16 protein-coding genes and 3 tRNA genes are annotated in these 22,036 nt (G+C 52.2%); 7 read left to right on the top strand and 12 right to left on the bottom strand.

Going from position 1 to position 22,036, the window contains the following annotated elements; all coding sequences use genetic code 11:
- Positions 1-24: 24 nt before the first annotated feature.
- The 7 genes from lon to ACMHXE_RS14980 all read right to left on the bottom strand — a co-directional run bounded on the left by lon (position 25) and on the right by ACMHXE_RS14980 (position 6,437).
- Entirely contained in the window at positions 25-2,382 is a 2,358-nt protein-coding gene (gene lon / locus ACMHXE_RS14950; protein ID WP_101053360.1) for an endopeptidase La, read from the bottom strand.
- A gap of 129 nt (positions 2,383-2,511) precedes the next feature.
- On the bottom strand, positions 2,512-3,792 hold the full coding sequence (gene clpX / locus ACMHXE_RS14955) for an ATP-dependent protease ATP-binding subunit ClpX (RefSeq protein ID WP_039033888.1): 1,281 nt from the start codon (positions 3,790-3,792) through the stop codon (positions 2,512-2,514).
- Positions 3,793-3,880: 88 nt separating this feature from the next.
- On the bottom strand, positions 3,881-4,489 hold the full coding sequence (gene clpP / locus ACMHXE_RS14960) for an ATP-dependent Clp endopeptidase proteolytic subunit ClpP (protein WP_039033912.1): 609 nt from the start codon (positions 4,487-4,489) through the stop codon (positions 3,881-3,883).
- Between the two features lie 91 nt (positions 4,490-4,580).
- Positions 4,581-5,885: a trigger factor gene (gene tig / locus ACMHXE_RS14965; RefSeq protein WP_101053358.1), complete on the bottom strand. Its 1,305-nt coding sequence runs from the start codon at positions 5,883-5,885 to the stop codon at positions 4,581-4,583.
- A 246-nt stretch (positions 5,886-6,131) separates the two neighbouring features.
- Positions 6,132-6,207: transfer RNA gene (locus ACMHXE_RS14970), tRNA-His, on the bottom strand.
- 9 nt (positions 6,208-6,216) lie between these two features.
- A tRNA-Arg gene (locus tag ACMHXE_RS14975) sits at positions 6,217-6,293 on the bottom strand.
- 67 nt (positions 6,294-6,360) lie between these two features.
- Positions 6,361-6,437 (bottom strand) — tRNA-Pro (locus ACMHXE_RS14980).
- A 238-nt stretch (positions 6,438-6,675) separates the two neighbouring features.
- Between ACMHXE_RS14980 and folD the strand changes: the two genes are divergently transcribed.
- A complete protein-coding gene (gene folD, locus ACMHXE_RS14985; protein WP_129978938.1) occupies positions 6,676-7,530 on the top strand; it encodes a bifunctional methylenetetrahydrofolate dehydrogenase/methenyltetrahydrofolate cyclohydrolase FolD in 855 nt (284 codons plus the stop codon).
- Positions 7,531-7,653: 123 nt separating this feature from the next.
- Here folD and cysS read toward each other — a convergent pair whose 3' ends face one another.
- Positions 7,654-9,033 carry a cysteine--tRNA ligase gene (gene cysS, locus ACMHXE_RS14990; protein WP_165565287.1) on the bottom strand — a complete coding sequence of 460 codons (1,380 nt, stop codon included), beginning with the start codon at positions 9,031-9,033 and terminating at the stop codon, positions 7,654-7,656.
- Positions 9,034-9,177: 144 nt separating this feature from the next.
- Here cysS and ACMHXE_RS14995 point away from each other — a divergent pair, with 144 nt between their 5' ends.
- The gene (locus ACMHXE_RS14995) at positions 9,178-9,672 is read left to right on the top strand and encodes a peptidylprolyl isomerase (protein WP_039033884.1); all 495 of its coding nucleotides are present in this window, start codon (positions 9,178-9,180) and stop codon (positions 9,670-9,672) included.
- Between the two features lie 10 nt (positions 9,673-9,682).
- The gene (locus tag ACMHXE_RS15000) at positions 9,683-10,399 is read left to right on the top strand and encodes a UDP-2,3-diacylglucosamine diphosphatase (RefSeq protein ID WP_413732699.1); all 717 of its coding nucleotides are present in this window, start codon (positions 9,683-9,685) and stop codon (positions 10,397-10,399) included.
- 149 nt (positions 10,400-10,548) lie between these two features.
- Here ACMHXE_RS15000 and miaE read toward each other — a convergent pair whose 3' ends face one another.
- Positions 10,549-11,313 (bottom strand): tRNA isopentenyl-2-thiomethyl-A-37 hydroxylase MiaE, encoded by a 765-nt coding sequence (miaE, locus tag ACMHXE_RS15005; RefSeq protein WP_165565289.1) that lies wholly within the window; start codon positions 11,311-11,313, stop codon positions 10,549-10,551.
- A 187-nt stretch (positions 11,314-11,500) separates the two neighbouring features.
- Between miaE and ACMHXE_RS15010 the strand changes: the two genes are divergently transcribed.
- Entirely contained in the window at positions 11,501-12,097 is a 597-nt protein-coding gene (locus ACMHXE_RS15010; RefSeq protein WP_039033881.1) for a Yip1 family protein, read from the top strand.
- 63 nt (positions 12,098-12,160) lie between these two features.
- Here the strand turns inward: ACMHXE_RS15010 and glnS are convergent, their stop codons facing one another.
- The 3 genes from glnS to ACMHXE_RS15025 all read right to left on the bottom strand — a co-directional run bounded on the left by glnS (position 12,161) and on the right by ACMHXE_RS15025 (position 16,520).
- Positions 12,161-13,831, bottom strand: coding sequence for a glutamine--tRNA ligase (glnS, locus tag ACMHXE_RS15015; RefSeq protein WP_208149297.1), 1,671 nt, complete (start codon positions 13,829-13,831; stop codon positions 12,161-12,163).
- Between the two features lie 162 nt (positions 13,832-13,993).
- On the bottom strand, positions 13,994-16,288 hold the full coding sequence (gene feoB / locus ACMHXE_RS15020) for a Fe(2+) transporter permease subunit FeoB (protein WP_234555179.1): 2,295 nt from the start codon (positions 16,286-16,288) through the stop codon (positions 13,994-13,996).
- Positions 16,281-16,520, bottom strand: a complete 240-nt coding sequence (locus tag ACMHXE_RS15025; RefSeq protein ID WP_039033911.1) for a FeoA family protein — start codon at positions 16,518-16,520, stop codon at positions 16,281-16,283. Before ACMHXE_RS15025 ends, feoB begins: the two co-directional genes overlap by 8 nt.
- A 428-nt stretch (positions 16,521-16,948) precedes the next feature.
- Between ACMHXE_RS15025 and ACMHXE_RS15030 the strand changes: the two genes are divergently transcribed.
- From ACMHXE_RS15030 to ACMHXE_RS15040, 3 genes are read left to right on the top strand one after another with little or no spacing between them, the layout of a single operon-like run.
- Complete coding sequence (locus ACMHXE_RS15030) at positions 16,949-17,932, top strand: DmsE family decaheme c-type cytochrome (protein ID WP_101053344.1); 984 nt, start codon at positions 16,949-16,951, stop codon at positions 17,930-17,932.
- Between the two features lie 10 nt (positions 17,933-17,942).
- Positions 17,943-20,054, top strand: a complete 2,112-nt coding sequence (locus tag ACMHXE_RS15035) for an MtrB/PioB family decaheme-associated outer membrane protein (protein ID WP_234555191.1) — start codon at positions 17,943-17,945, stop codon at positions 20,052-20,054.
- 19 nt (positions 20,055-20,073) lie between these two features.
- A complete protein-coding gene (locus ACMHXE_RS15040) occupies positions 20,074-22,005 on the top strand; it encodes an OmcA/MtrC family decaheme c-type cytochrome (RefSeq protein ID WP_413732702.1) in 1,932 nt (643 codons plus the stop codon).
- The last annotated feature ends 31 nt before the right edge of the window (positions 22,006-22,036 follow it).

Raw genomic sequence — 22,036 nt, forward strand, 5'->3', positions numbered from 1 at the left:
AGTGGCATAGGACATTTTCTTGCGTTAGCCCAAATTTTTAACCACTTCAAAGCCTTCGACTGGTCGCTCAAGCGCCAATTGCAGCACTTCGTCTATCCAACGAACCGGACGAATTTCCAAGTCTGCCACTACGTTAGCCGGAATTTCTTCCAGATCCCGTTCGTTTTCCTTGGGTATCAACACCAGCTTAATGCCACCGCGGTGGGCCGCCAGCAGTTTTTCTTTCAGGCCACCGATTGGCAGCACCTCGCCTCTCAGGGTAATTTCACCTGTCATGGCGACTTCACCCTTGACCGGGTTACCTGTTAGGCTGGAAACCAGCGCGGTACACATGGCGGCACCGGCAGATGGACCATCTTTCGGGGTTGCCCCTTCGGGTACGTGCACATGGATATCACGCTTCTCGTAGAAGTCAGGGTTGATCCCCAACTGCTCGGCGCGCGCCCGAACCACAGTCATAGCGGCCTGGATAGACTCCTGCATCACATCACCCAAAGAGCCTGTATAGGTGAGCTTACCCTTACCGGCCACAGATGTGGCTTCTATAGTCAGTAAATCGCCGCCTACTTCGGTCCAGGCCAAACCTGTCACCTGGCCAATCTGGTTCTTGGACTCGGCCTTACCATAGTCAAAGCGCTGTACCCCGAGGAAAGACTTGAGGTTGTCCTGATTGACATCCACATGCTTGGTATCTTTCTCCAGCATGATCTGTTTGACCACTTTACGGCAAATCTTTGACAGCTCACGTTCCAGCGCCCGCACCCCGGCTTCACGGGTGTAGTAGCGGATCACCCCGAGAATAGCGCTGTCATCGATAGTGATTTCAGTCTTCTTCAGGCCGTTACGTTCAATCTGCTTCGGCAACAAGTGCTGCTTGGCAATATTGAGTTTCTCATCTTCCGTGTAACCGCTCAGACGAATAACTTCCATCCGATCCAACAAGGGGCCCGGGATGTTCATCGAGTTGGAGGTGGCCACAAACATCACATCGGACAGATCGTAATCCACTTCCAGGTAGTGATCGTTAAAGGTGGCGTTCTGCTCGGGATCCAACACCTCCAGCAATGCCGAGGCCGGATCGCCGCGCATGTCCGAGCTCATCTTGTCGATTTCATCGAGCAAAAACAGCGGGTTTTTCACCCCGACTTTGGCCATCTTCTGGATAATCTTGCCCGGCATAGAACCTATATAGGTACGGCGGTGACCGCGGATTTCCGCCTCATCACGCACGCCGCCCAATGCGACCCGCACATATTTACGACCGGTCGCTTTGGCAATAGATTGTCCCAGGGATGTCTTACCTACCCCTGGCGGGCCAACCAGACACAGGATAGGCCCCTTAAGCTGTTTCACCCGGCTCTGTACTGCCAGATACTCAAGGATCCGCTCTTTAACCTTCTCCAGGCCATAGTGATCTGTATCCAGCACCTGTTCGGCCTTGGAGAGGTCACGCTTAATCTTGGAGCGCTGTTTCCAGGGCACTGAGGTCATCCAGTCAACATAGCTGCGTACCACAGTGGCTTCGGCCGACATCGGAGACATCATTCTCAGCTTGTTGAGTTCAGCAGACGCCTTCTCTTTGGCTTCTTCCGGCATGCCGGCTTCTTCAATCTTACGGCCAAGGCTTTCAAATTCATCATGGCCCTCATCAAGATCGCCAAGCTCCTTCTGGATAGCCTTCATCTGTTCGTTGAGATAATACTCACGCTGGCTCTTTTCCATCTGCTTCTTGACCCGAGAGCGGATACGTTTTTCTACCTGCAGCAGGTCGATTTCCGCTTCCATCATGGCCATCAGATATTCGAGTCTTTCACCGACCTTGACCATCTCCAGTACAGACTGCTTGTCTGCCAGCTTAAGCGGCATATGCGCCGCCATGGTATCGGCCAGTCTGTCGGCCTCTTCAATACCAGAGAGTGAGGTGAGTACCTCGGGCGGAATTTTCTTGTTCAGCTTGATATAGCCTTCAAACTGACTGATAGCGCTGCGAACCAGCACCTCTTCTTCCTTGTCATCCAGCGCTTCAGACTCCAGGTAGTGTGCGGTGGCAACAAAGAACTCTTCTTCCTGGGTATAACGTTCTATGCGGGCGCGCTTGCCGCCTTCGACCAATACCTTGACTGTGCCATCGGGCAGCTTCAGCAGCTGCAAAATGGAAGCGACTGTACCTACGTCGAAAATATCGTCTATGCCAGGCTCGTCCAGATCCGCATCCCGCTGCGCCACAAGAATGATCTGTTTATCCTGCGCCATGGCAGTTTCCAAACAACGGATGGACTTTTCACGTCCTACGAATAACGGAATTACCATATGGGGATAGACCACCACGTCTCTCAGTGGCAGCACGGGCAATTCGATTCGCGCTTCACGCTCTAGGGTCATAGTTCGATTCCGTTTCAGTTAAAGATTACATTGAGTATATTGGGACGCTTTCCCGGCTTTCAATGGTAAAGATAAAAAAAGGAGCCCCAGTGGACTCCTTAATTTTCAACCTGATAGCTTATTGCTCAGTTATTGGTCACCGGCAGCAGCCTGGGAGTCATTATTCTCATAAATAAGAATAGGCGCTGACTCACCTTTCACCACAGACTCATCAATAACCACCTTGACCACGTTATCCATGGACGGCAGGTCATACATGGTATCCAGCAGTATCGCCTCAACGATGGAGCGCAGACCGCGGGCACCTGTCTTACGGGACATGGCTTTTTGTGCTATCGCCTTGAGGGCGTCATCGCGAAACTCGAGTTCGACATTCTCCATCTCGAACAAAGTGGCAAACTGCTTGGTGATGGCGTTTTTGGGCTCGGACAGGATCTGCACCAGCGCCGCTTCATCCAGTTCACCCAAGGTCGCAACCACAGGTAAACGCCCGATAAACTCAGGAATAAGGCCATACTTGACCAGGTCTTCCGGCTCAACCTGCAGCAGAGTATCTGTGATGGTGGCCTTTTCAGCCTGACCTTTAACCTGAGCGCCAAAACCTATACCGCTGCCCACATGGGAGCGCTGCTCAATCACCTTCTCAAGGCCGGCAAAGGCACCACCACAAATAAAGAGTATCTTGGAGGTATCAACCTGCAGGAACTCCTGTTGTGGGTGTTTACGACCGCCCTGAGGAGGCACAGCGGCAACAGTGCCTTCAATCAGTTTCAGCAGTGCCTGCTGCACCCCTTCACCGGACACGTCCCGGGTGATGGAAGGGTTATCTGACTTACGGCTGATTTTGTCAATCTCATCGATATAGACAATACCACGCTGCGCCTTGTCAACATCATAGTCGCACTTCTGCAGCAGCTTCTGAATGATATTTTCAACGTCTTCCCCCACATAGCCGGCTTCGGTCAATGTGGTGGCATCCGCCATGGTAAAAGGCACATTCAGGAACCGCGCCAGGGTCTCTGCCAGCAAGGTTTTACCACTACCAGTTGGGCCGATAAGCAGAATATTACTCTTGCCAAGCTCCACACCATCTTTGGGGGCGCTGTTTTTCAGGCGTTTGTAGTGGTTATAAACCGCTACAGACAACACCTTCTTGGCCTGCTCCTGGCCGATAACATAATCATCCAAATGAGCGCGCAGTTCATGGGGAGTCGGCAGCTTGTCCTGATCCCGATTGGGCGAAATCTCTTTTATCTCTTCGCGAATGATGTCGTTACACAACTCGACACATTCGTCGCATACATACACAGATGGCCCGGCGATCAGTTTGCGAACTTCATGCTGGCTTTTTCCGCAGAAAGAGCAATACAGCAATTTGCCGCTATCACCGTTGCCTTTGTTGTCACCCATTACTCTACCTCTTTTGCAGTCTGCTCTACTGCCATACACTTAAGCGTCTTCAATCTGAGCATAGCCCAGCCATAAGCAAAAATCAGCCTTAACGTTTGGTCAGAACCGAATCCACCAAACCGTATTCCATGGCCTGAGAAGCACTCATAAAGTTATCTCGGTCGGTATCCCGCTCGATGATTTCCAATGGTTGACCTGTGTGCTCGGCCAACATCTGGTTCAGCTTCTGTTTAATCCCCAGGATCTCTTGGGCATGGATAGCGATATCCGATGCCTGGCCCTGGAAACCACCCAAAGGCTGATGGATCATCACCCGCGAGTTCGGCAAACAGTGACGCTTACCCTTGGCACCACCGGCCAACAGGAAGGCGCCCATACTGGCCGCTTGCCCGATACATACAGTGCTGACATCCGGCTTAATAAACTGCATGGTGTCATAAATAGCCATACCAGCAGTGACAGAGCCGCCTGGAGAGTTGATATAAAGAGAGATCTCTTTATCCGGGTTTTCTGATTCCAAAAACAGCAACTGTGCCACGATCAAGTTGGCCATGTGCTCTTCAACCTGACCAACCAGGAAGATCACCCGCTCTTTCAACAGACGTGAATAGATATCGTAAGAGCGTTCTCCCTTGGCGGTTTGCTCAACCACCATAGGAACGAGTGCATTAAGTACTGATTCTGGCGCGTTATGCATCATTAACTTTCCCTAAATAAAAAACGGCCCGCATGAGGGACCTCATACGAGCCATTATAAATGGCGAACAACCAAGCAAGTCAAGCTTAGGTTATGCGCGGCCGGTAGCCTTGTTCATAAATTCTTCAAAAGCGACATCTTTCTTAGTCACTTTGGCTGATTTCAGAACCGCTTCAACAGCTTGCTCTTCCAGAGCCAGGTTGCGCATGTTCTGCATCAACTCTTCGTTACCGTTGTAGTATTCGATCACTTCTTTTGGATCTTCGTAAGCAGAAGCCATGGAAGCAATCAATGCCTGTACGCGCTCTTCTTCGGCTTTCAGCTCGTTGGACTTAATCACTTCGCCCAGCAGCAGACCGACTTTAACACGGCGCTCGGCTTGTTCGGTGAACAGCTCGGCTGGCAGCTCAGGCATGTTGGCACCTTGACCACCGAAACGCTGCATGGCTTGGCGACGCAGTACGTCAACTTCACCGTCGATCAGCGCTTTTGGCAGTTCGATTTCGTTGGCAGCCAGCAGGCCTTCAAGAACTTGTTCTTTCACATTGGCTTTCAGAGCTTGTTCCAGCTCGCGGCCCATGTTCTTGCTGATCTCAGCTTTCAGAGCATCGATGCCGCCATCGGTGATACCGAACAGCTTGGCGAACTCGTCGTTAACTTCAGGCAGGTTGGCGCCCTTGACTTCTTTCACTGTGATAGCGAACTTGGCGGCTTTGCCTTTCAAGTTTTCAGCGTGGTATTCCTCAGGGAAAGTCACGTCAATGTCGAACTCTTCACCGGCTTTGTGGCCTTTAACGCCTTCTTCAAAACCAGGGATCATGCGACCGCTGCCCAGTTGCAGTTCGAAGTCTTCGGCCTTGCCACCTTCAAACTCTTCACCGTCAACGCTACCAACAAAGTTGATAACCACTTTGTCGCCGTCTTCGGCAGCGCGCTCAACCGCTTCGTAAGTCGCGTGTTGCTTGCGCAGAGTTTCGATCATGTTATCAACGTCGGCTTGTTGTACTTCGGCAACAGGCTGCTCAACTTCGATACCGTCCAGGCCTTTGATTTCAACTTCTGGATAAATTTCAAAGGTCGCAGTGAACTCAAACTTTTCGGCGTCAGTGGCACCTGGGGTAAAGGTAGGAGCACCGGCAGGGTTCAACTTCTCGGCAATGATGGCCTCAATGAAGTTGCGCTGCATTACTTCACCGGTAATGTCTTGGCGAATCGCTTTGCCATAACGCTTTTCAATCACGCTTGCTGGGACTTTACCTGGACGGAAACCTGGGATACGGGCACGCTTGGCTTCGCGTTGCAGGCTGTCTTTAACCAGTTGTTCGATCTGCTCTGCAGGAACAGAGATGGTCAGGCGACGCTCCAGGCCTTGGGTTGTTTCAACAGAAACTTGCATTGTTTTACCTCGAAATGTGTCTAACGTCCTTTGCAATAGCCGATTGTTTCAACTATTCAGGTATTCGTTTCTTGATCTTTAACTTGACTTAAATGCCCATCAGAAGTGAATTCCGGCACCGGTCGCACATTGTTGATTGTTATCAAGACGCAGCATTATATCGACCGTTCTTAGTGGAGTCGAGCCTCAATGCCACAGAAAAGGGCATAAAAAAAGCGACCTAAGGTCGCTTTTTTTAATAAAGAGTGGGGTGACTGATGGGGCTCGAACCCACGACAACTGGAATCACAATCCAGGGCTCTACCAACTGAGCTACAATCACCACCGAAAGTGGTACGCCCGGCAGGATTCGAACCTGCGACCATCCGCTTAGAAGGCGGATGCTCTATCCAACTGAGCTACGGGCGCAGGACCTGCAAATTCAATTTGCATCCTAAGCGGTACTGACAATGCTATCCACACTGCCCTTGAAATCTGGTCGGTGATAGAGGATTCGAACCTCTGACCCTCTGCTCCCAAAGCAGATGCGCTACCAGGCTGCGCTAATCACCGAAAATTTTCTCCAAGCGCGGTTACAACCGGCTCGCCTCGAGAACGGAGCGCATCTTAGCCCCTCACCCGACAAGCGTCAACGATTTTTTTAAGCGCTTTATCTGCTTGGCGAAATTACGTGCTGCTTTAACGAAATTCTGTGTTCTGGACCCGGTTTGTCCATGACACTCCCAAGCCTCACTGGTAAAATGGCGCCGTTTTCAACATCATCGCGCCATACAAAGGATATCCTACACCCATGACAGCCCAACTAATAGATGGCAAAGCGATTGCGCAATCCATAAGACAACAGCTAAAGCAAAAAGTCGCTGCACGTCAAGCAGCGGGACAACGTATCCCAGGCTTGGCTGTTATTCTGGTGGGTGCTGATCCTGCCTCTCAGGTCTATGTCGGCAGCAAGCGTAAAGCCTGTGAAGAAGTGGGGTTCATCTCCCGCTCCTATGATCTGCCGGATTCCACCAGTGAAGAAGAACTGCTGGCCCTGATAGATTCACTCAATGAAGATGCCGCCATTGATGGCATTCTGGTGCAGCTGCCGCTGCCGGAACATATTAAAGAATCCAAGGTCATTGAGCGGATCCGTCCCGACAAAGATGTCGACGGTTTCCATCCTTATAATGTCGGCCGTCTGGCCCAACGGATCCCGGTACTGCGCTCTTGCACTCCCATGGGGATCATGACCCTTATCAAGTCTACCGGTATCGATACTTATGGTCTGGATGCGGTTGTGGTGGGCGCCTCCAATATTGTGGGCCGTCCCATGACTCTGGAGCTCTTACTGGCAGGCTGCACCACCACCACTTGTCACAGATTCACCAAAGATCTCGAGGATAAGGTCAGCCGCGCCGATCTTCTGGTGGTTGCCGTCGGCAAACCCGGCTTTATCCCCGGTAGCTGGATCAAACCAGGCGCCATAGTCATAGATGTGGGCATTAACCGTCTCGACAGTGGCCGTTTAGTGGGCGATGTTGACTTTGATCTTGCCTGTGAGCGCGCCAGCCACATCACCCCGGTTCCCGGTGGCGTGGGTCCAATGACCATAGCCAGCTTGCTGGAAAACACCCTGTTTGCCGCAGAGCAATATCACGACTGAAAGCAAACTTCCGAGCTGCATCTTGATTGAAGCCAACCTCAGTTTGGTTTTCAATTTCAAGCGATAAAAAAACGCCGACTTCAACAGCCGGCGTTTTTGTTTGCGTTATTATTTCGATGAGGGTTACTTCTTGCGCCAGCTGGTACCCTGTGGGCCATCTTCCAGCACCACCCCCAGCTCATTCAATCTATTACGGGCAACATCTGCTGCCGGCCAATCCTTCTCGGCGCGGGCACGGTTACGCTCGGCAATAAGCGCTTCGATTTCAGCCACCTCATCGTCGCTGCCCTCGCCTTTGAAGAAGGCTTCAGGTGTTGAGCTGACAATCCCCAAAACATCCGCCAGTTGTTTCAGTGACACGCCAAGGGCCGAAGCTGCCGCCATATCCACGCCCTTGAGGCGGTTGATTTCACGCACCATCTCAAACAGCACTGAGTAGGCTTCGGGGGTGTTGAAGTCATCATCCATCGCCGCCTTGAAGCGCTCAACATACTCTTCGGCAGGCGCAGCAGTGACACTCAGGTCAAGATCTTTAAGCGCAGTATAAATTCGCTCAAGCGCGGCTCTGGCCTGCTTGAGGTTGTCTTCCGAATAGTTCAGTTGGCTGCGGTAGTGGCCGGACAACAGGAAGTAGCGTACGGTTTCGGCATCATAATGCGCCAACACATCGCGAATGGTGAAGAAGTTACCCAGCGACTTGGACATCTTCTCTTTGTCGACCATCACCATGCCGGTATGCATCCAGTAGTTCACATAAGGTGTGTCGTGGGCGCAGCAAGACTGGGCGATTTCATTTTCATGATGCGGGAACTGCAGATCGCTGCCACCGCCATGGATATCGAAATGCAACCCCAGGTGTTTGCTGTTCATAGCAGAGCACTCAATGTGCCAACCGGGACGACCCGGGCCCCAAGGTGAATCCCAGGTAGGTTCACCGGGCTTGGACATCTTCCACAGCACAAAGTCCATGGGATCGCGCTTGTGTTCGTCCACTTCGACCCGGGCACCGGCCTGCAACTGCTCCAGGTTCTGCCCGGAAAGCTTGCCGTATTCAGGGAAAGAAGCAACGCTGAAAAGTACATCGCCATCATCGGCTACATAGGCATGACCACGGGCGATCAGCGCCTCAACCATGTCGATAATCTCGGCAATATGCAGAGTCGCCCTTGGCTCCATATCGGGGCGCAGCATGTTCAGAGCATCAAAATCTTGATGCATCTGACCGATAAGACGCTCAGTGAGGCTATCGCAGCTTTCGCCATTTTCATTGGCGCGCTTGATGATTTTGTCATCCACGTCTGTGATGTTGCGCAGGAAGTTAACCTGGTAACCCGCGTAACGCAGGTAGCGCACTATCATGTCAAAGGAAACAAAGGTCCGGCCATGACCGATATGACACAAGTCGTATATGGTGACACCACACACATACATACCCACTTTACCTGGGTTAATCGGTTTAAATTCCTCTTTTTGGCGGCTCAGACTGTTGTATATCTTCAACATCGACTTTCTCTTCAACAATATAGGATTAGTGGGTAAAACGAATCTGGCAGTTTAGCATTGCCACAAGCTCTTGAATACTGCCCTTTATAGCCGGAGTCGGATAAGTTAGAATCCGCCAACAAAATTTATCCTGAGGATCCAATCATGATTACATTGCACACCAACCACGGCGACATCAAACTGGCGCTGGATAGTGAAAAAGCCCCTCTGACCGCGGCCAACTTTATCAAGTATGCCCAGGAAGGCTTCTATGACGGCACTATCTTCCACCGCGTTATCGATGGTTTTATGGTTCAGGGTGGCGGCTTTACCGAGCAGATGTCACAGAAACCTACCAATGCCCCTGTGCGTAACGAAGCCAACAACGGTCTGTCAAACAAGACAGGTACCATAGCCATGGCCCGCACTTCCGATCCTCATTCCGCCACCGCGCAGTTCTTTATCAATGTCAACGACAACACCTTCCTGGATTTCAAAAACGAATCCATCCAAGGCTGGGGTTACTGTGTATTCGGTGAAGTGGTAGAAGGTATGGACGTGGTCAATGCTATCAAAGGCGTGAGCACGGGCAACCGCGGCATGCACCAGGATGTGCCTCTGGAAGCTGTGATCATCGAGAAAGTGACCATAGCAGACTGATAACTTCTGAATGCGCACTCTCTTTATCGGCGATCTGCACCTCAGTGCCGATCGCCAAGATATCCTCAACGCCTTCTATCAATTCCTCGATACCGGTCTTGAACAGGTCGATGCACTCTATATTTTGGGAGATCTGTTTGAGGTTTGGGTCAGTGATGATTTGGCCGAGCCCTTTGCCCTGGCGCTGGCCGAGCGGCTCTATGAAGTCAGCCGCAGCCTGCCGGTGTACTTTATCCACGGCAACCGCGACTTTATGCTGGGGAAAGACTATGCAGCCAAAGCGGGAATAACCTTACTGCCCGAGGTGTATCGACTGGATCTCTATGGTCACAAGACAGTGCTGCTGCATGGCGACAGCCTCTGCACTCTGGATAAAGCCTACCAGCGTTTTCGCCGGTTTCGCAATATGACATTGCCCCGCTGGATATACCGGCATCTGCCGAAAAAGACCCGCAGCAATATTGCCGCCAAGCTCAGGCAAAACAGCCAGATGCAGAATCAGCTGAAGAGCGTTGAAATAATGGATGTTGATCCGAGCGCGGTGGAAGAACTGTTTGCCGACACAGGAGCTGAGTTGATGATCCACGGTCACACCCATAGACCGGATATCCATCAATTGGCCGGTAATAAGCAGCGCTTGGTGGTGGGAGACTGGTATGAGCAGGGCAGTGTCTTAAGCATCAGTGCCGATAACATAGCACTGACCAGCCTGCCTTTCATAGAATAAAGCCAGTAGACTCGGATTTTATCTGTTTGGCTTGGTCGGCTCGCGTTAAATCTATCCAGCCCTGATAACCTATAAAACCCTTCCAATCCATCAGATGCCGACCCTGTCGGCATCTGCATTGACCTAGTATTGGCTCAACATCGAGTAATTTAAAGCGACGCGCCGCTGTGAAACCTGAATTCGTCATCCGGCGCTAGAATAAGCTCGGCTTCCACCTCAGCAAAATAAGCCACTCTGGCGCTGATATCCTCGCCGGCAATCGCCTCGGCCAATGAAAGATAATCCTGATAGTGGCGCGCTTCAGAACGCAGCAGTGAAATATAGAAACGTTTAAGCTCATCATCGAGCCAAGGCGCCAGCTTGGCGAAACGTTCACAGGAGCGGGCCTCGATAAAGGCGCCCACTATGAGTTTATCTATCAGAGTAGCAGGCTCATGGGTGCGAACATGCTTCATCATCCCCTTGGCATAACGGCCGGCGCGGATGTTGCTGTATGGGATATTGCGCGCCAACATCAGCTCCAACACCTGTTCAAAGTGGTGGAACTCCTCTTTGATAAGGCGGATCATCTTGGCGATAAGTTCAGGGCCATGGGGGAACCCCGCCCTGGGAGTCAACTCACCAATCAACTCGTTCTTCTTCACCTCTCTGGCCAGAAAAGCCGCCATATCCCTGTCGTTTCGATAAACAAACTCTTCGTAGGGCCTGGCCCAGGTTAGCAACTGCTCGCCACTTTGTTTGTCCACCGCATACTTGCGTACCAAAAACATCGCCGTCTGCGCCGCCTTAAGCTCACAATTACAGTGATCTATCAGCAATTCGGCCAGTCTATGCTCCTCTTTGGCAGCCGCTATCCAGCTGTCCGGGGTTTCACAGGCCAAGAATTCTTTTACAGGGGCGAGTAACTGCTGCATTGAGGTCAAGCTTCCACAAGAGTTTTCAAGGCCGCCAAGTCTACCAGCAAGCCAATGCTATGCCCACTGCCTCTCGGAGCACAAACTTGACGCCCCGCCGTTTTTGTTCAATAAATAGACTCAGAGCGGTAAAACGCTCGTCTGCAGTTTGGCGAGCAAAAGTCAAAGCGGAATAAGGATAATTATAATGGTATTGAATCACTTAATGGGGTTGTATACCCATCCCAAACAGGAATGGCAAACCATAGAACAAAACCATGAGGCACTTAAAAGCTGTCTCAGTCACCTGCTACTCATTGCGCTCATCCCTTCTATCTGCAGTTACATCGCCGCTGTGCACATCGGCTGGAACCCTGGTGCCGGCGAACCTCTTTTTCTAACGGCTCAAAGCGGCTTCTTTATGTGTGCCGGTATGTACTGTAGCCTGGTATTCGGCGTATTTGCCCTCGCCTATCTGGCCTATTGGATGGGTCAAACCTTTGATGCTCACCCGGACTTTACCCAGTGCCTGGAACTGGCGTCCTATACCGCCACGCCGCTGTTTATGGTGGGACTGGCGGCGCTCTATCCAGAGCTTTGGTTTATTATGGTGATAGGATTGATAGGGCTTAGCTACTCGGTATACCTGCTGTATACAGGAGTCCCTATCATAATGAACATTCCCGAAGAAAAAGGCTTTATCTATGCCAGCTCTGTGGTGACTGCAGGCTTGGTGCTTCTGGTCGCTCTGATGGCTGGTAGTGTGATCCTCTGGAGCATGGGACTCGGCCCAATACTGCAATAGTAAACGCGGCTGACATGAAAAAGGCGCTCAATGAGCGCCTTTTCTATCTGTATACCCGAAGCATTAAGCGAATGAATCTCTTAATGCCACAGTGCGGTTAAATACCAACTTATCTGGGCTTGAGTCCTTGCTGTCGGCGCAGAAGTAACCTTCACGCTCAAACTGATAAGCCTTTTCGGCCTCAGCTTGCACCAAACCGGCTTCAACCAGACCATGCTTAACCACCAAAGATTCCGGGTTCAGCACTTCGTCCACAGTTTCTGCCGCGGCAGGATTGGCATCGACGAACAAGCGATCATAGAGGCGGAACTCGGCAGGCACAGCGCTGCTGGCTTCTACCCAGTGGATCACGCCCTTGACCTTGCGGCCATCGGCAGGGTTTTTACCCAGAGTCTCTGGGTCATAACTGCAGTAAATAGTGGTGACCTTACCGTCTGCGTCCTTGTCACAACGCTCGGCTTTGATCACATAAGCGTTGCGTAGGCGCACCTCTTTGCCCATCACCAAACGCTTGTAGTGCTTGTTGGCCTCTTCACGGAAGTCGGCCGCATCGATATAAAGCTCACGGCCAAAGGCCAGCTCACGATTACCCAGCTCTTCCTTATTGGGATGCACCGGTGCACTGACATGCTCCAACTGCCCTTCAGGATAGTTCTCGATGATCACCTTAACCGGGTCGATAACCGCCATGGCTCTCGGGGCGTTGTCATTGAGCTCTTCGCGAATACAGGCTTCGAGCATACCCACTTCCACCAGGTTATCCTGCTTGGTCACGCCGATGCGATCACAGAACTCACGGATGGAGGCCGGGGTATAACCGCGGCGACGCAAACCGGCGATAGTCGGCATGCGAGGATCATCCCAGCCATTGACCAACTGACGCACCACCAGCTCGTTGAGTTTACGCTTGGACATCAGGGTATATTCCAGATTCAGGCGTGAAAACTCATATTGACGGGTACGGTTGGGGATCTTGAAATCATCCAGATTATCCAACACCCAGTCATAGAGGCGACGGTTATCCTGGAACTCCAGCGTACAAAGGCTGTGAGTGATATTTTCCAGCGCATCAGAGATACAGTGGGTAAAGTCGTACATGGGATAGATGCACCACTTATCACCCGTCTGATGGTGATGAGCGAATTTGATCCGGTAGATTACCGGGTCACGCATACACATGAAAGGTGATGCCATGTCTATCTTGGCCCGCAGTGAACACTCACCTTCTTTAAACTCACCGGCGCGCATCTTTTCAAACAGTGCCAGGTTTTCTTCAACGCTGGTGTCACGATAAGGGCTGTTCTTGCCCGGCTCTTTCAAAGTGCCGCGGTACTCGCGCATCTGCTCGCCATTGAGAAAACACACATAAGCCAGACCTTTTTTGATCAACTCAACAGCATAGCCGTAGAGGTTATCAAAGTAGTCTGAGGAGTAATGGATATCACCGGCCCACTGGAAGCCCAGCCATTGCACGTCCGCTTTAATGGAATTCACATAGTCGATATTTTCCTTTTCCGGATTGGTATCGTCAAAGCGCAGGTTGCACTGGCCCTGATAATCCCTGGCAATACCGAAATTCAAGCAGATAGATTTGGCATGACCTATGTGCAGGAAGCCATTAGGCTCTGGTGGGAAACGGGTGTGCACATTGGTGTGCTTACCGCTCGCCAAATCTTCATCTATGATATTGCGAATGAAGTTACTTGGACGTACTTCGGTGTCCACATGACTCATGAAATTCCTCTTTGCGAACAATGGCAGTCTAACGAAAAGAGGCATGATCCTACAGATCATGCCTGGTTACAATCCTTCTAGAATAAAAACTGCGGCGCGCTTCGTCAAACCCGGCGCCATGATCCAAAAAGCAGCCAAAATGGCTGCTTTTTATCTGCGACCTTACTCAGTCACTATCTTGATACCCGGAATAATCTCCTGGGTCTTGCGGCCTTTGCGCTTCAGCCACATATAGAAACTAATCAGGGCAAGTACAAAGAAGCTTATCCAGGCGGTGGACTGCAATGGATGCTCGGCAAAAGTCGCACCTTGATAGACCACAGTGGCACTACCGTAAGCCAGTGCAAAGGTCCAGGTCGCCGCGAAAGTAGCCCAGCGACTGCCAAACTCATTCACCAGTGCGCCCATAGCGGCCACACAAGGCGTGTAGAGCAGAATAAACAGCAGATAGGAGAAGGCAGCCAATTGTCCGCTGAACCCTGCCTGCAGAGCCCCGAATGTGGACTGATCAACCCCCTGCTCTTCTGCAGCCAGGTTTTTATCTTCAACATGGCCCACAGACAGCTTAAGCGGATCTTCCATCACTATGCCGAACAGGTTGGCCGGAATGGTCGCCAGCGCCTCGGAGAAGCTGTCCATCAATGGAGTAAGCTCGCCACCACCGCCATCAGCCGTGCTATACAGGCTATTGAGCGTACCCACTACCGCTTCTTTGGCGAAGATCCCTGTCACTATCCCAACCGTGGCCGGCCAGTTATCTTCCTCTATCCCCATGGGCGAAAACACCGGAGTGATCTTCTGACTGGCGACACTGAGCAAAGACTCCTGACTGTCTTCATGGCCAAAACTACCATCGACCCCTATGGCATTAATAAAGTTAAGCAGAGTCACTACCACTACAATGGTCTTGCCGGCACCGAGAATAAAGCTCTTGGTACGTTTACCTGTGCGGGAAGCCACAGCTTTTAGCTTGGGCATTTCATAGCTTGGCAGCTCCATCACTACGGCACTGCTGTTACCGGGCAGCAAGGTCTTGCGCAGCAGCAGGCCTGTGCCTATCGCAGCCAAAATACCTATGAGATAGAGACCGAACACCAGGTTCTGACCTGAATCAGGGAAAAAAGCCGCAGCAAACAAGGCGTATACCGGTAATCTGGCACCGCAGGACATAAAGGGTGCCATCATACCCGTGACGATACGTTCACGTTCACTACCCAGTGTGCGGGTCGCCATGATGGCAGGCACAGAGCAGCCGAAACCGACTATCATGGGCACAAAGGCCTTGCCGGGCAGGCCGATGCGGCGCATCAAACCGTCAACAACAAAGGCCGCACGGGCCATATAGCCAGAGCCTTCCAACACAGACAAAGCCAAAAACAGCGCCGCGATAACCGGAATAAAGGTCGATACCGTCTGAATACCCTGACCTATACCACCGGCCAGCAGAGTCACCAACCAGGCAGGAGCACCTATGTTGGTGAGAAAAGCACCGAAATGATCAACAAACAGTGCACCGGCACTGATATCGAAGAAGTCGATAAAGGCACTGCCCACGTTGATGGCAAACATGAACATCAGGTACATCACCAGCAAAAATACCGGAATACCCAATACAGGATGCAATACCAACTTATCGAGTCTGTCACTCAAGGTCAGTTGACCGTCGGCATTGACAGAACCCTTGTAAACGCGCTCGACAAAGTCAAAACGTGTGGTAGCGACCATGATCTCTATGTCTTTGCCTTCGAGTGTCAATTGATCTGTCACTCTGGAGACTTGTTCATCGAGTAAATTGTTTTGACAGGAACCACAACCCAGACCATTAGCCAACATAGCCAAGGCTCGGCCCCGACTTAATTGACTGTCGCTACCCATAATGGCAGCGACACCGCTTTCAATCGTGGCATCATACTTAAGCATCAAAGGCGATTCTGAAACCCGCCCTTCCAGCAGTGCTATCACCTGCTCCTTGACCCGCTCGACGTCTTGGGCTTCTCTTGAAGTCACGCCTATCACGGGGCAACCCAATTCTCGACTCATGGCTTGAGTATCGACCCGAATGCCACGCTTGACCGCCGCATCCATTTTATTGAGTACCACAACCATGGGAATACCCAGCTCACGCAGCTGCACTGTCAGATACAGGTGACGTTCGATATTGGTGGCATCCACCAAGTTGATAATGCCATCTACTTTCTGGCTGGCCAGATACTGCTGGGCAATCTGCTCATCCAACGAGCAATCACAGTTGCTACCGGCGGGAAGAAGATCGTAAATGCCGGGTAAATCAGTGAGAAAGACATCATCGCCATTAAGCGAAAAGTGGCCGGTTTTCTTTTCAACTGTCACCCCGGACCAGTTACCCACCTGTTGATTGGCACCTGTGAGGGCATTGAACAATGTCGACTTACCGGCATTGGGGTTGCCGACAGTGACACAATGAAACTGCTTAGTCATTGGCCTTTTCCACCTCTATAATCTGTGCCAGATCCTGACGCATGCACAACTTACTGCCGCGGATGTCCAATTCCAACCCGGATCCCATGGGAGCTCGACGGATCAAAGAAAAACGGGTATTTGGGGTGATCCCCATGGACAGGAGCTTGCGTTTGACCACTGCAGGCAGATCCAGATGGCCAACTTCGGAAATCATGGCGCGATCACCGGGTTTCAATTCACTTAACTTCATTGCCTCTACCACTGAAAACAGCATGCAAGCATGCGGGTAATGATTCGATTTTACCTGAAACCGTCAAATAAGAACTTTATCTGGATCAAGCTTTTCAACTGGTAACGATAATAGTTTTCAATTGTGTTGGCTATTATGAGTCAAAAGCGCTCGGGAATAAACCGCTTAAGCTCAAATAACCCAAACTGAATCCGGTATTTTTCTGCTTCAGATCCCAATTTCAGCTTAAAGAGTGTCACAACAAAATGTGGCGCAGATCACACTTTGTTGTTTTCTTTTTTAAATCAGCCTTCTTTATTCATAAGCATCATTAAAAAGTTATCGCCTTGTCATTTTTTTGCTCTATTCTTTAACATTAGCAATTCAGTAAATTACTGAAGCATGCCCAATAACTATAAATCGGCAATGAACGCGCTCAGGATGGAATGATGAAAATGGATAACTCGAGTAAACCAAGCCTTTGGGGGTTGGGTTGTGCTCTCCCCTTATTGTTTTTGTTGGCCTTTGCAGCCAAAGCCACCCCATGGGACGACAAGGATCCGGCCGAAGTTGAAGCCATCCTGGATGCCAAGTTTGCTGAAGGAAAATACTCTCCCAAAGGGGCTGACAGCTGCCTGATGTGTCACAAAAAGAACCAGAAGGTGATGGCGCTTTTTGATGGTGTCCACGGCAATCCCAACGTCTCTCAGTCTCCGATGGCCGATCTGCAATGCGAAGCCTGCCACGGTCCTATGGGAAAACACAACCGCGGCGGCAAGGAACCGATGATCACCTTCGGTGCCGACTCGCCGATACCGGCAGACAAACAAAACAGCGTTTGCCTCAGTTGCCACCAGGATGAACAGCGTCTTGGCTGGAGTGCCAGCCACCACGACACCGCCGGAGTTGCCTGTGCCAGTTGCCACCAAGTGCACACAGGCCATGACCCCATCCAGAGCCGTGAAACCGAAGTCGCCGTTTGCAGCAGCTGTCACTCAGAGCAACGTGCCGACATCCACAAACGTTCCGCTCACCCGATACGCACAGAGCAGATGGTCTGCAGCGACTGCCACAATCCTCACGGCAGTCTTGGGGACGCCAGCCTGAAACAGATGACGGTCAACGAAAACTGTTACAGCTGCCACGCCGAAAAGCGCGGGCCCAAGCTGTGGGAACACGCTCCGGTTACAGACAACTGCGCCAGCTGTCATAACCCTCATGGCAGTGTCAACGAAGCCATGTTGCTGGCCAAACCACCTCAATTGTGTCAGCAGTGCCATGCCTCCGATGGCCATGCAGCCAGAGCTTACTTCCCTGCCAATGAGCAAACCGGCTTGATGCCCAACGCCTATAACGCCGGCAACTCCTGCCTGAACTGCCACACCCAGGTGCATGGTTCCAACCATCCATCCGGCAAACTCTTGCAGCGATAAGGAGCTGAGTATGGTTATCGAGAAACAGACACAGATGAAGCTGTCACTGCTGACGCTCACCATAGCCTGTGCACTGCAACCGGCCTGGGCCGGTGGCTATTCGCTGCAACAGGCCAATCGCGCCGAGCTCAAGCAAGACAAGTGGAGTTGCGGCCAGTGCAAGTTGCCACAGGAAAGCCGCGGCACGCTTGAAGCCGGTGTGGCCTACAATGATGGCGGCAATGCGGTGTTTGCCAATAGTAGCGGCACAGACGCCGATGGCGCCACTGGGCACCTTGGCAGCGATGTCGTTTTTTACGGTGAGCGGGGTTACCGCACCCACATTGAAGCCGACAAATTGGGCTATGACACCGGCAGTGCCAGCCTGAGCATGGGAAGACCCGGCCAATTTGATATCCGTCTGGGTTATCGCGCCTTGGCCAACTTCGGCCCGGACAATGGCATGAGCCCCTATATCAATCAGGACAACAGGCTGATGTTGCCGGACAACTGGCAAGCGGCCGCCCTCACCTCGCAGATGCCAGGGCTTAATGACAGCCTGACAAGCCAGCGACTGGAAATGAAGCGGGATCGCTTCACCCTGGATGCCCATTACCTGGGCAGCTTTTATAAAGCGGGGCTCAATTACCGTCACGAGCAAAGGGATGGTACTCGCCAAACCAACGGCAACTTTCTAACCAACTCCATGGCATTAGCCACCCGAGTGGATGACAGCACCGACGAACTGGAAGCCAAACTCTATTTCAAAGGAAAGGGCTGGTTGGCCGGCTTCAATTCGACCCTCAGCCAATACAGTAACGACTATCAGGCACTCTATTGGGAAAACGCCTTCTTACCCACATTCGGGGCCGCCTATAATGGCCAACTCGCCGACAATCCGGACAACAAGGCATTGAGAGTCGGCGCCGATCTGCAGTTATCCGAGGCCGGACATCAAATATTAATGCACACGGCATTCACCCGCATGACTCAGGATCAGGCGCTGTTACCGGCCACCATCAATGGTCCTTCACCCCAGTTGCCCGCAATCGATGGCGACATGCAGGTCGACGTGCTGGAACTCAAACTCAAGTATGCCGCCCGCATCAGCAGAGGCTTGTCGGTTCGCGGTGGCTATGACTATCGCGACCGGGAAAACAAGACACAACTTAAAGACTGGCCACAAGTGAGCAGTGACAGCTGGCACCAGGGCAGTGCTACACCCGCGGCCTATGACCACACCCGCCAAAGAGCCGATATCGCCTTTAACTACCGTTTTACCCGTGCCCTGTCTCTTGACGCAGGTTACGAGTATGAACACCACAGCTATAGCGATCTGGCGCGCGAATCCCTGTTCCAATCCAGCGTGTTTGCCAAGCTGAACCTGCGTGCCAGCCGCGATTGGCAGTTGTGGTTCAAAGGTGAACTCAGTGAGCGCAGTGGCGGCAGTTATCAGGCCTCCGAGCTGAGCCAAAGCCCCAATAATCCATGGATGCGTCAGTATTGGCTGGCGGATCGCAAGCAAACCCTGTTGCGACTGCAAAACGATTACCGCTTCAGCGATGCCCTGTCGTTCAGCCTGGCGCTAAATCACAAAAAGCAAGACTATGATGAGACGCTTATCGGCCTGGATGAAGTCAGCAGTTGGGGCTATGGCCTCAGTGGCAACTATCAATTCTCAGCCCAATTTGGCCTCAATGCCTGGCTCAATCAGGACTGGCAGGATACAGATCAAACCGGCTCAGCCTCTTTCGGCCCCAGCGGTTGGTACAGCCGTGCCAGTGACAGCAGCACAGTCGCCGGGTTCGGCATCTACTATAACGAGTTGCTGGATAAACAACTGGATCTGGGCTTCGACTGGCAATACTCAAAAGGCGAAAGCGACACAGATGTCAGCCAGGGGCTCACACTGGATTACGGCGACTATTATTCACGCCGTCATACCTTCAACGCCTTTGCCAAGTATCACTTCAGCGACAAGATGGCATTGAGGCTGGATTGGATGTTTGAACACTATCAGGACAGTGACTGGCTCAATCAGGGATTAACCCCAGATAGCATCCCCAACGTGCTCAGCTTTGGAGATCTTGGCCAGGACTATAACGCCCACTATCTGGGGCTGACACTGAGTTACTCCCTATAAGAGCAAGAGGCGAAGAGCGATGTCAAAGGAATACACCCCAAAAACTCCCCTGTTTTATCTAGGCGCGCCCCTGCTGACCGCCATGTTGGCTCTCTCAGGTTGCGGTGGTGATGATGGCAACCCGGGAACCCCAGGCGAACCGGGCGGCGAGCCGGCGATGAATATCAGTATGCTCAAAATTGAGGTCAAGGAAACGGCTCTCGAAGAGGGCATTACCCGGGTAGATTACCGGGTCACCAATCAGGATGACGAGCCTGTGGTTGGTATCCCCTCCGGGCGCTTCATTGCCGCGCAGTTGTTGCCGGAAGGCACCAGTGGCGCAGGCAACAGCAGTGAATGGCAGTATTTCACCGCCGAGACCTGCTCCAGCAGCTGCCCTGGCACCTATGTTGACCATAAAAATGGCAACTACTCCTACAGTTTCAGTGCCCCTTTCGACGGTATGAATGAAATAGCTGAAATCGCCGGCGCCACCCACAGAGTGGTGATCAAACTCGGTGGTGATACCTTGGCCGATGGCACCACATTGCCGGTAACCAATGACCATTACGACTGGCAGCCACCCTCTGGGGCTCCGGCCTACAGCCGCAACATTGTCTCCATCGACACCTGTAACAGCTGTCACAATGACCTGGCGTTTCACGGCGGTAACTATAACCAGGTGGAAACCTGTGTCACTTGCCACAATGCCTCTCGGATCAGCAATCCGGAAAACATCTTCCCGCAAATGATCCATGCCAAACATCTGGCCGGATTCCCCAAACCCTTGTCTGACTGTCAGACCTGTCATAAAGAGGATGAAACCCTCAGCGAACAGCACAACTGGTTCCGAGTGCCAACTATGGAGTCTTGTGGCAGTTGTCATAACGATATCGACTTCGTCAAGGGCGAAGGTCATCCGGCGCAAGCGGATAACAGTAATTGTGTCGCTTGCCACAATCCGGATTGGACCCGCGAAGTCCATGCCAATCAGCAGAACATGGCGGCCCTAGAGCAATTCAAGGCCGAGGTCACCAACGCCAGTGTCAGCGGCACCAGTTTGAGCTTCTCGCTCAAGTTGAGTAACCCGCAGACAGGTGCAGCCTATAACGACAGCGCCGACAAACAGCTGTTTGTCAGCGATCTCAGGATCTACGCCAACTGGGGCACCAGCTTTGATTACGCCACCCGCTCTGCCCGCTCAATTCGAGTGCATGAAGTGGCGCCGCTGTCCGGAAGTAATGGAGTCTATCAGTATCAGTTGGATGGACTGACCATTCCCGCCGGCAGTGAAGCCGATGCAGGCACCCTGGCGATTCAGGGCCGCGTCTGTGCCAGCCAAGGCATGCTGGTTGACTGCAGTGACAGCGCCGCCAGTGTGCTGGTTATCAAGTCGAGCCATCAGTCGTTCAACATGGCGGGCCTCACCACGGCCGGGCGGCGCCAGGTGGTCAGCAACGAAACCTGTGGCAGCTGTCATGGCGATCAGCAATTGAACTTCCACGGTGCCCGCAACGACTTGGCCGGTCAGTGTCAACTGTGCCACAACCCCAATATGCAGGCCGATGCCACCGCTGCCAATCCGTCGGCAACGAGTGCCGACTTCAAACAGCTGATCCATGCGCTGCACTCTGCCCGCTACGAAGGGTTCGAGACGCTGCAATTCCCGGGGAACATAGGCAACTGTGCTCACTGCCACAGCAAAGATGAAAATGGCGTGTTGAGTATGGCGCTCCCGCTCAACTCGGCGGTGCAACCCTTGAGCCTGAATGACGGCAGCTTCACCAGCCCCACGGCGGCAATCTGCAGTAACTGCCACCAGAGCGATGGTGCCCGCAACCATATGACACAACAAGGGGCCGTGTTCCAAGGCGCTGAAGCCGATGCCAAGGCAGGAACGGAAAGCTGCGCCACTTGTCATGGGCAGGGTGGCCTGGCCGATGTCACCAAGGTGCATCCTATCGCTCAGTAACAACAATAAGCCGCCCTTTAAGGGCGGCAAT

Origin of the sequence: Shewanella sp. BJSY2023SW007, from assembly GCF_047314525.1 — a bacterium.
In the GTDB taxonomy this organism is placed as follows: Bacteria; Pseudomonadota; Gammaproteobacteria; order Enterobacterales; family Shewanellaceae; genus Shewanella; species Shewanella chilikensis.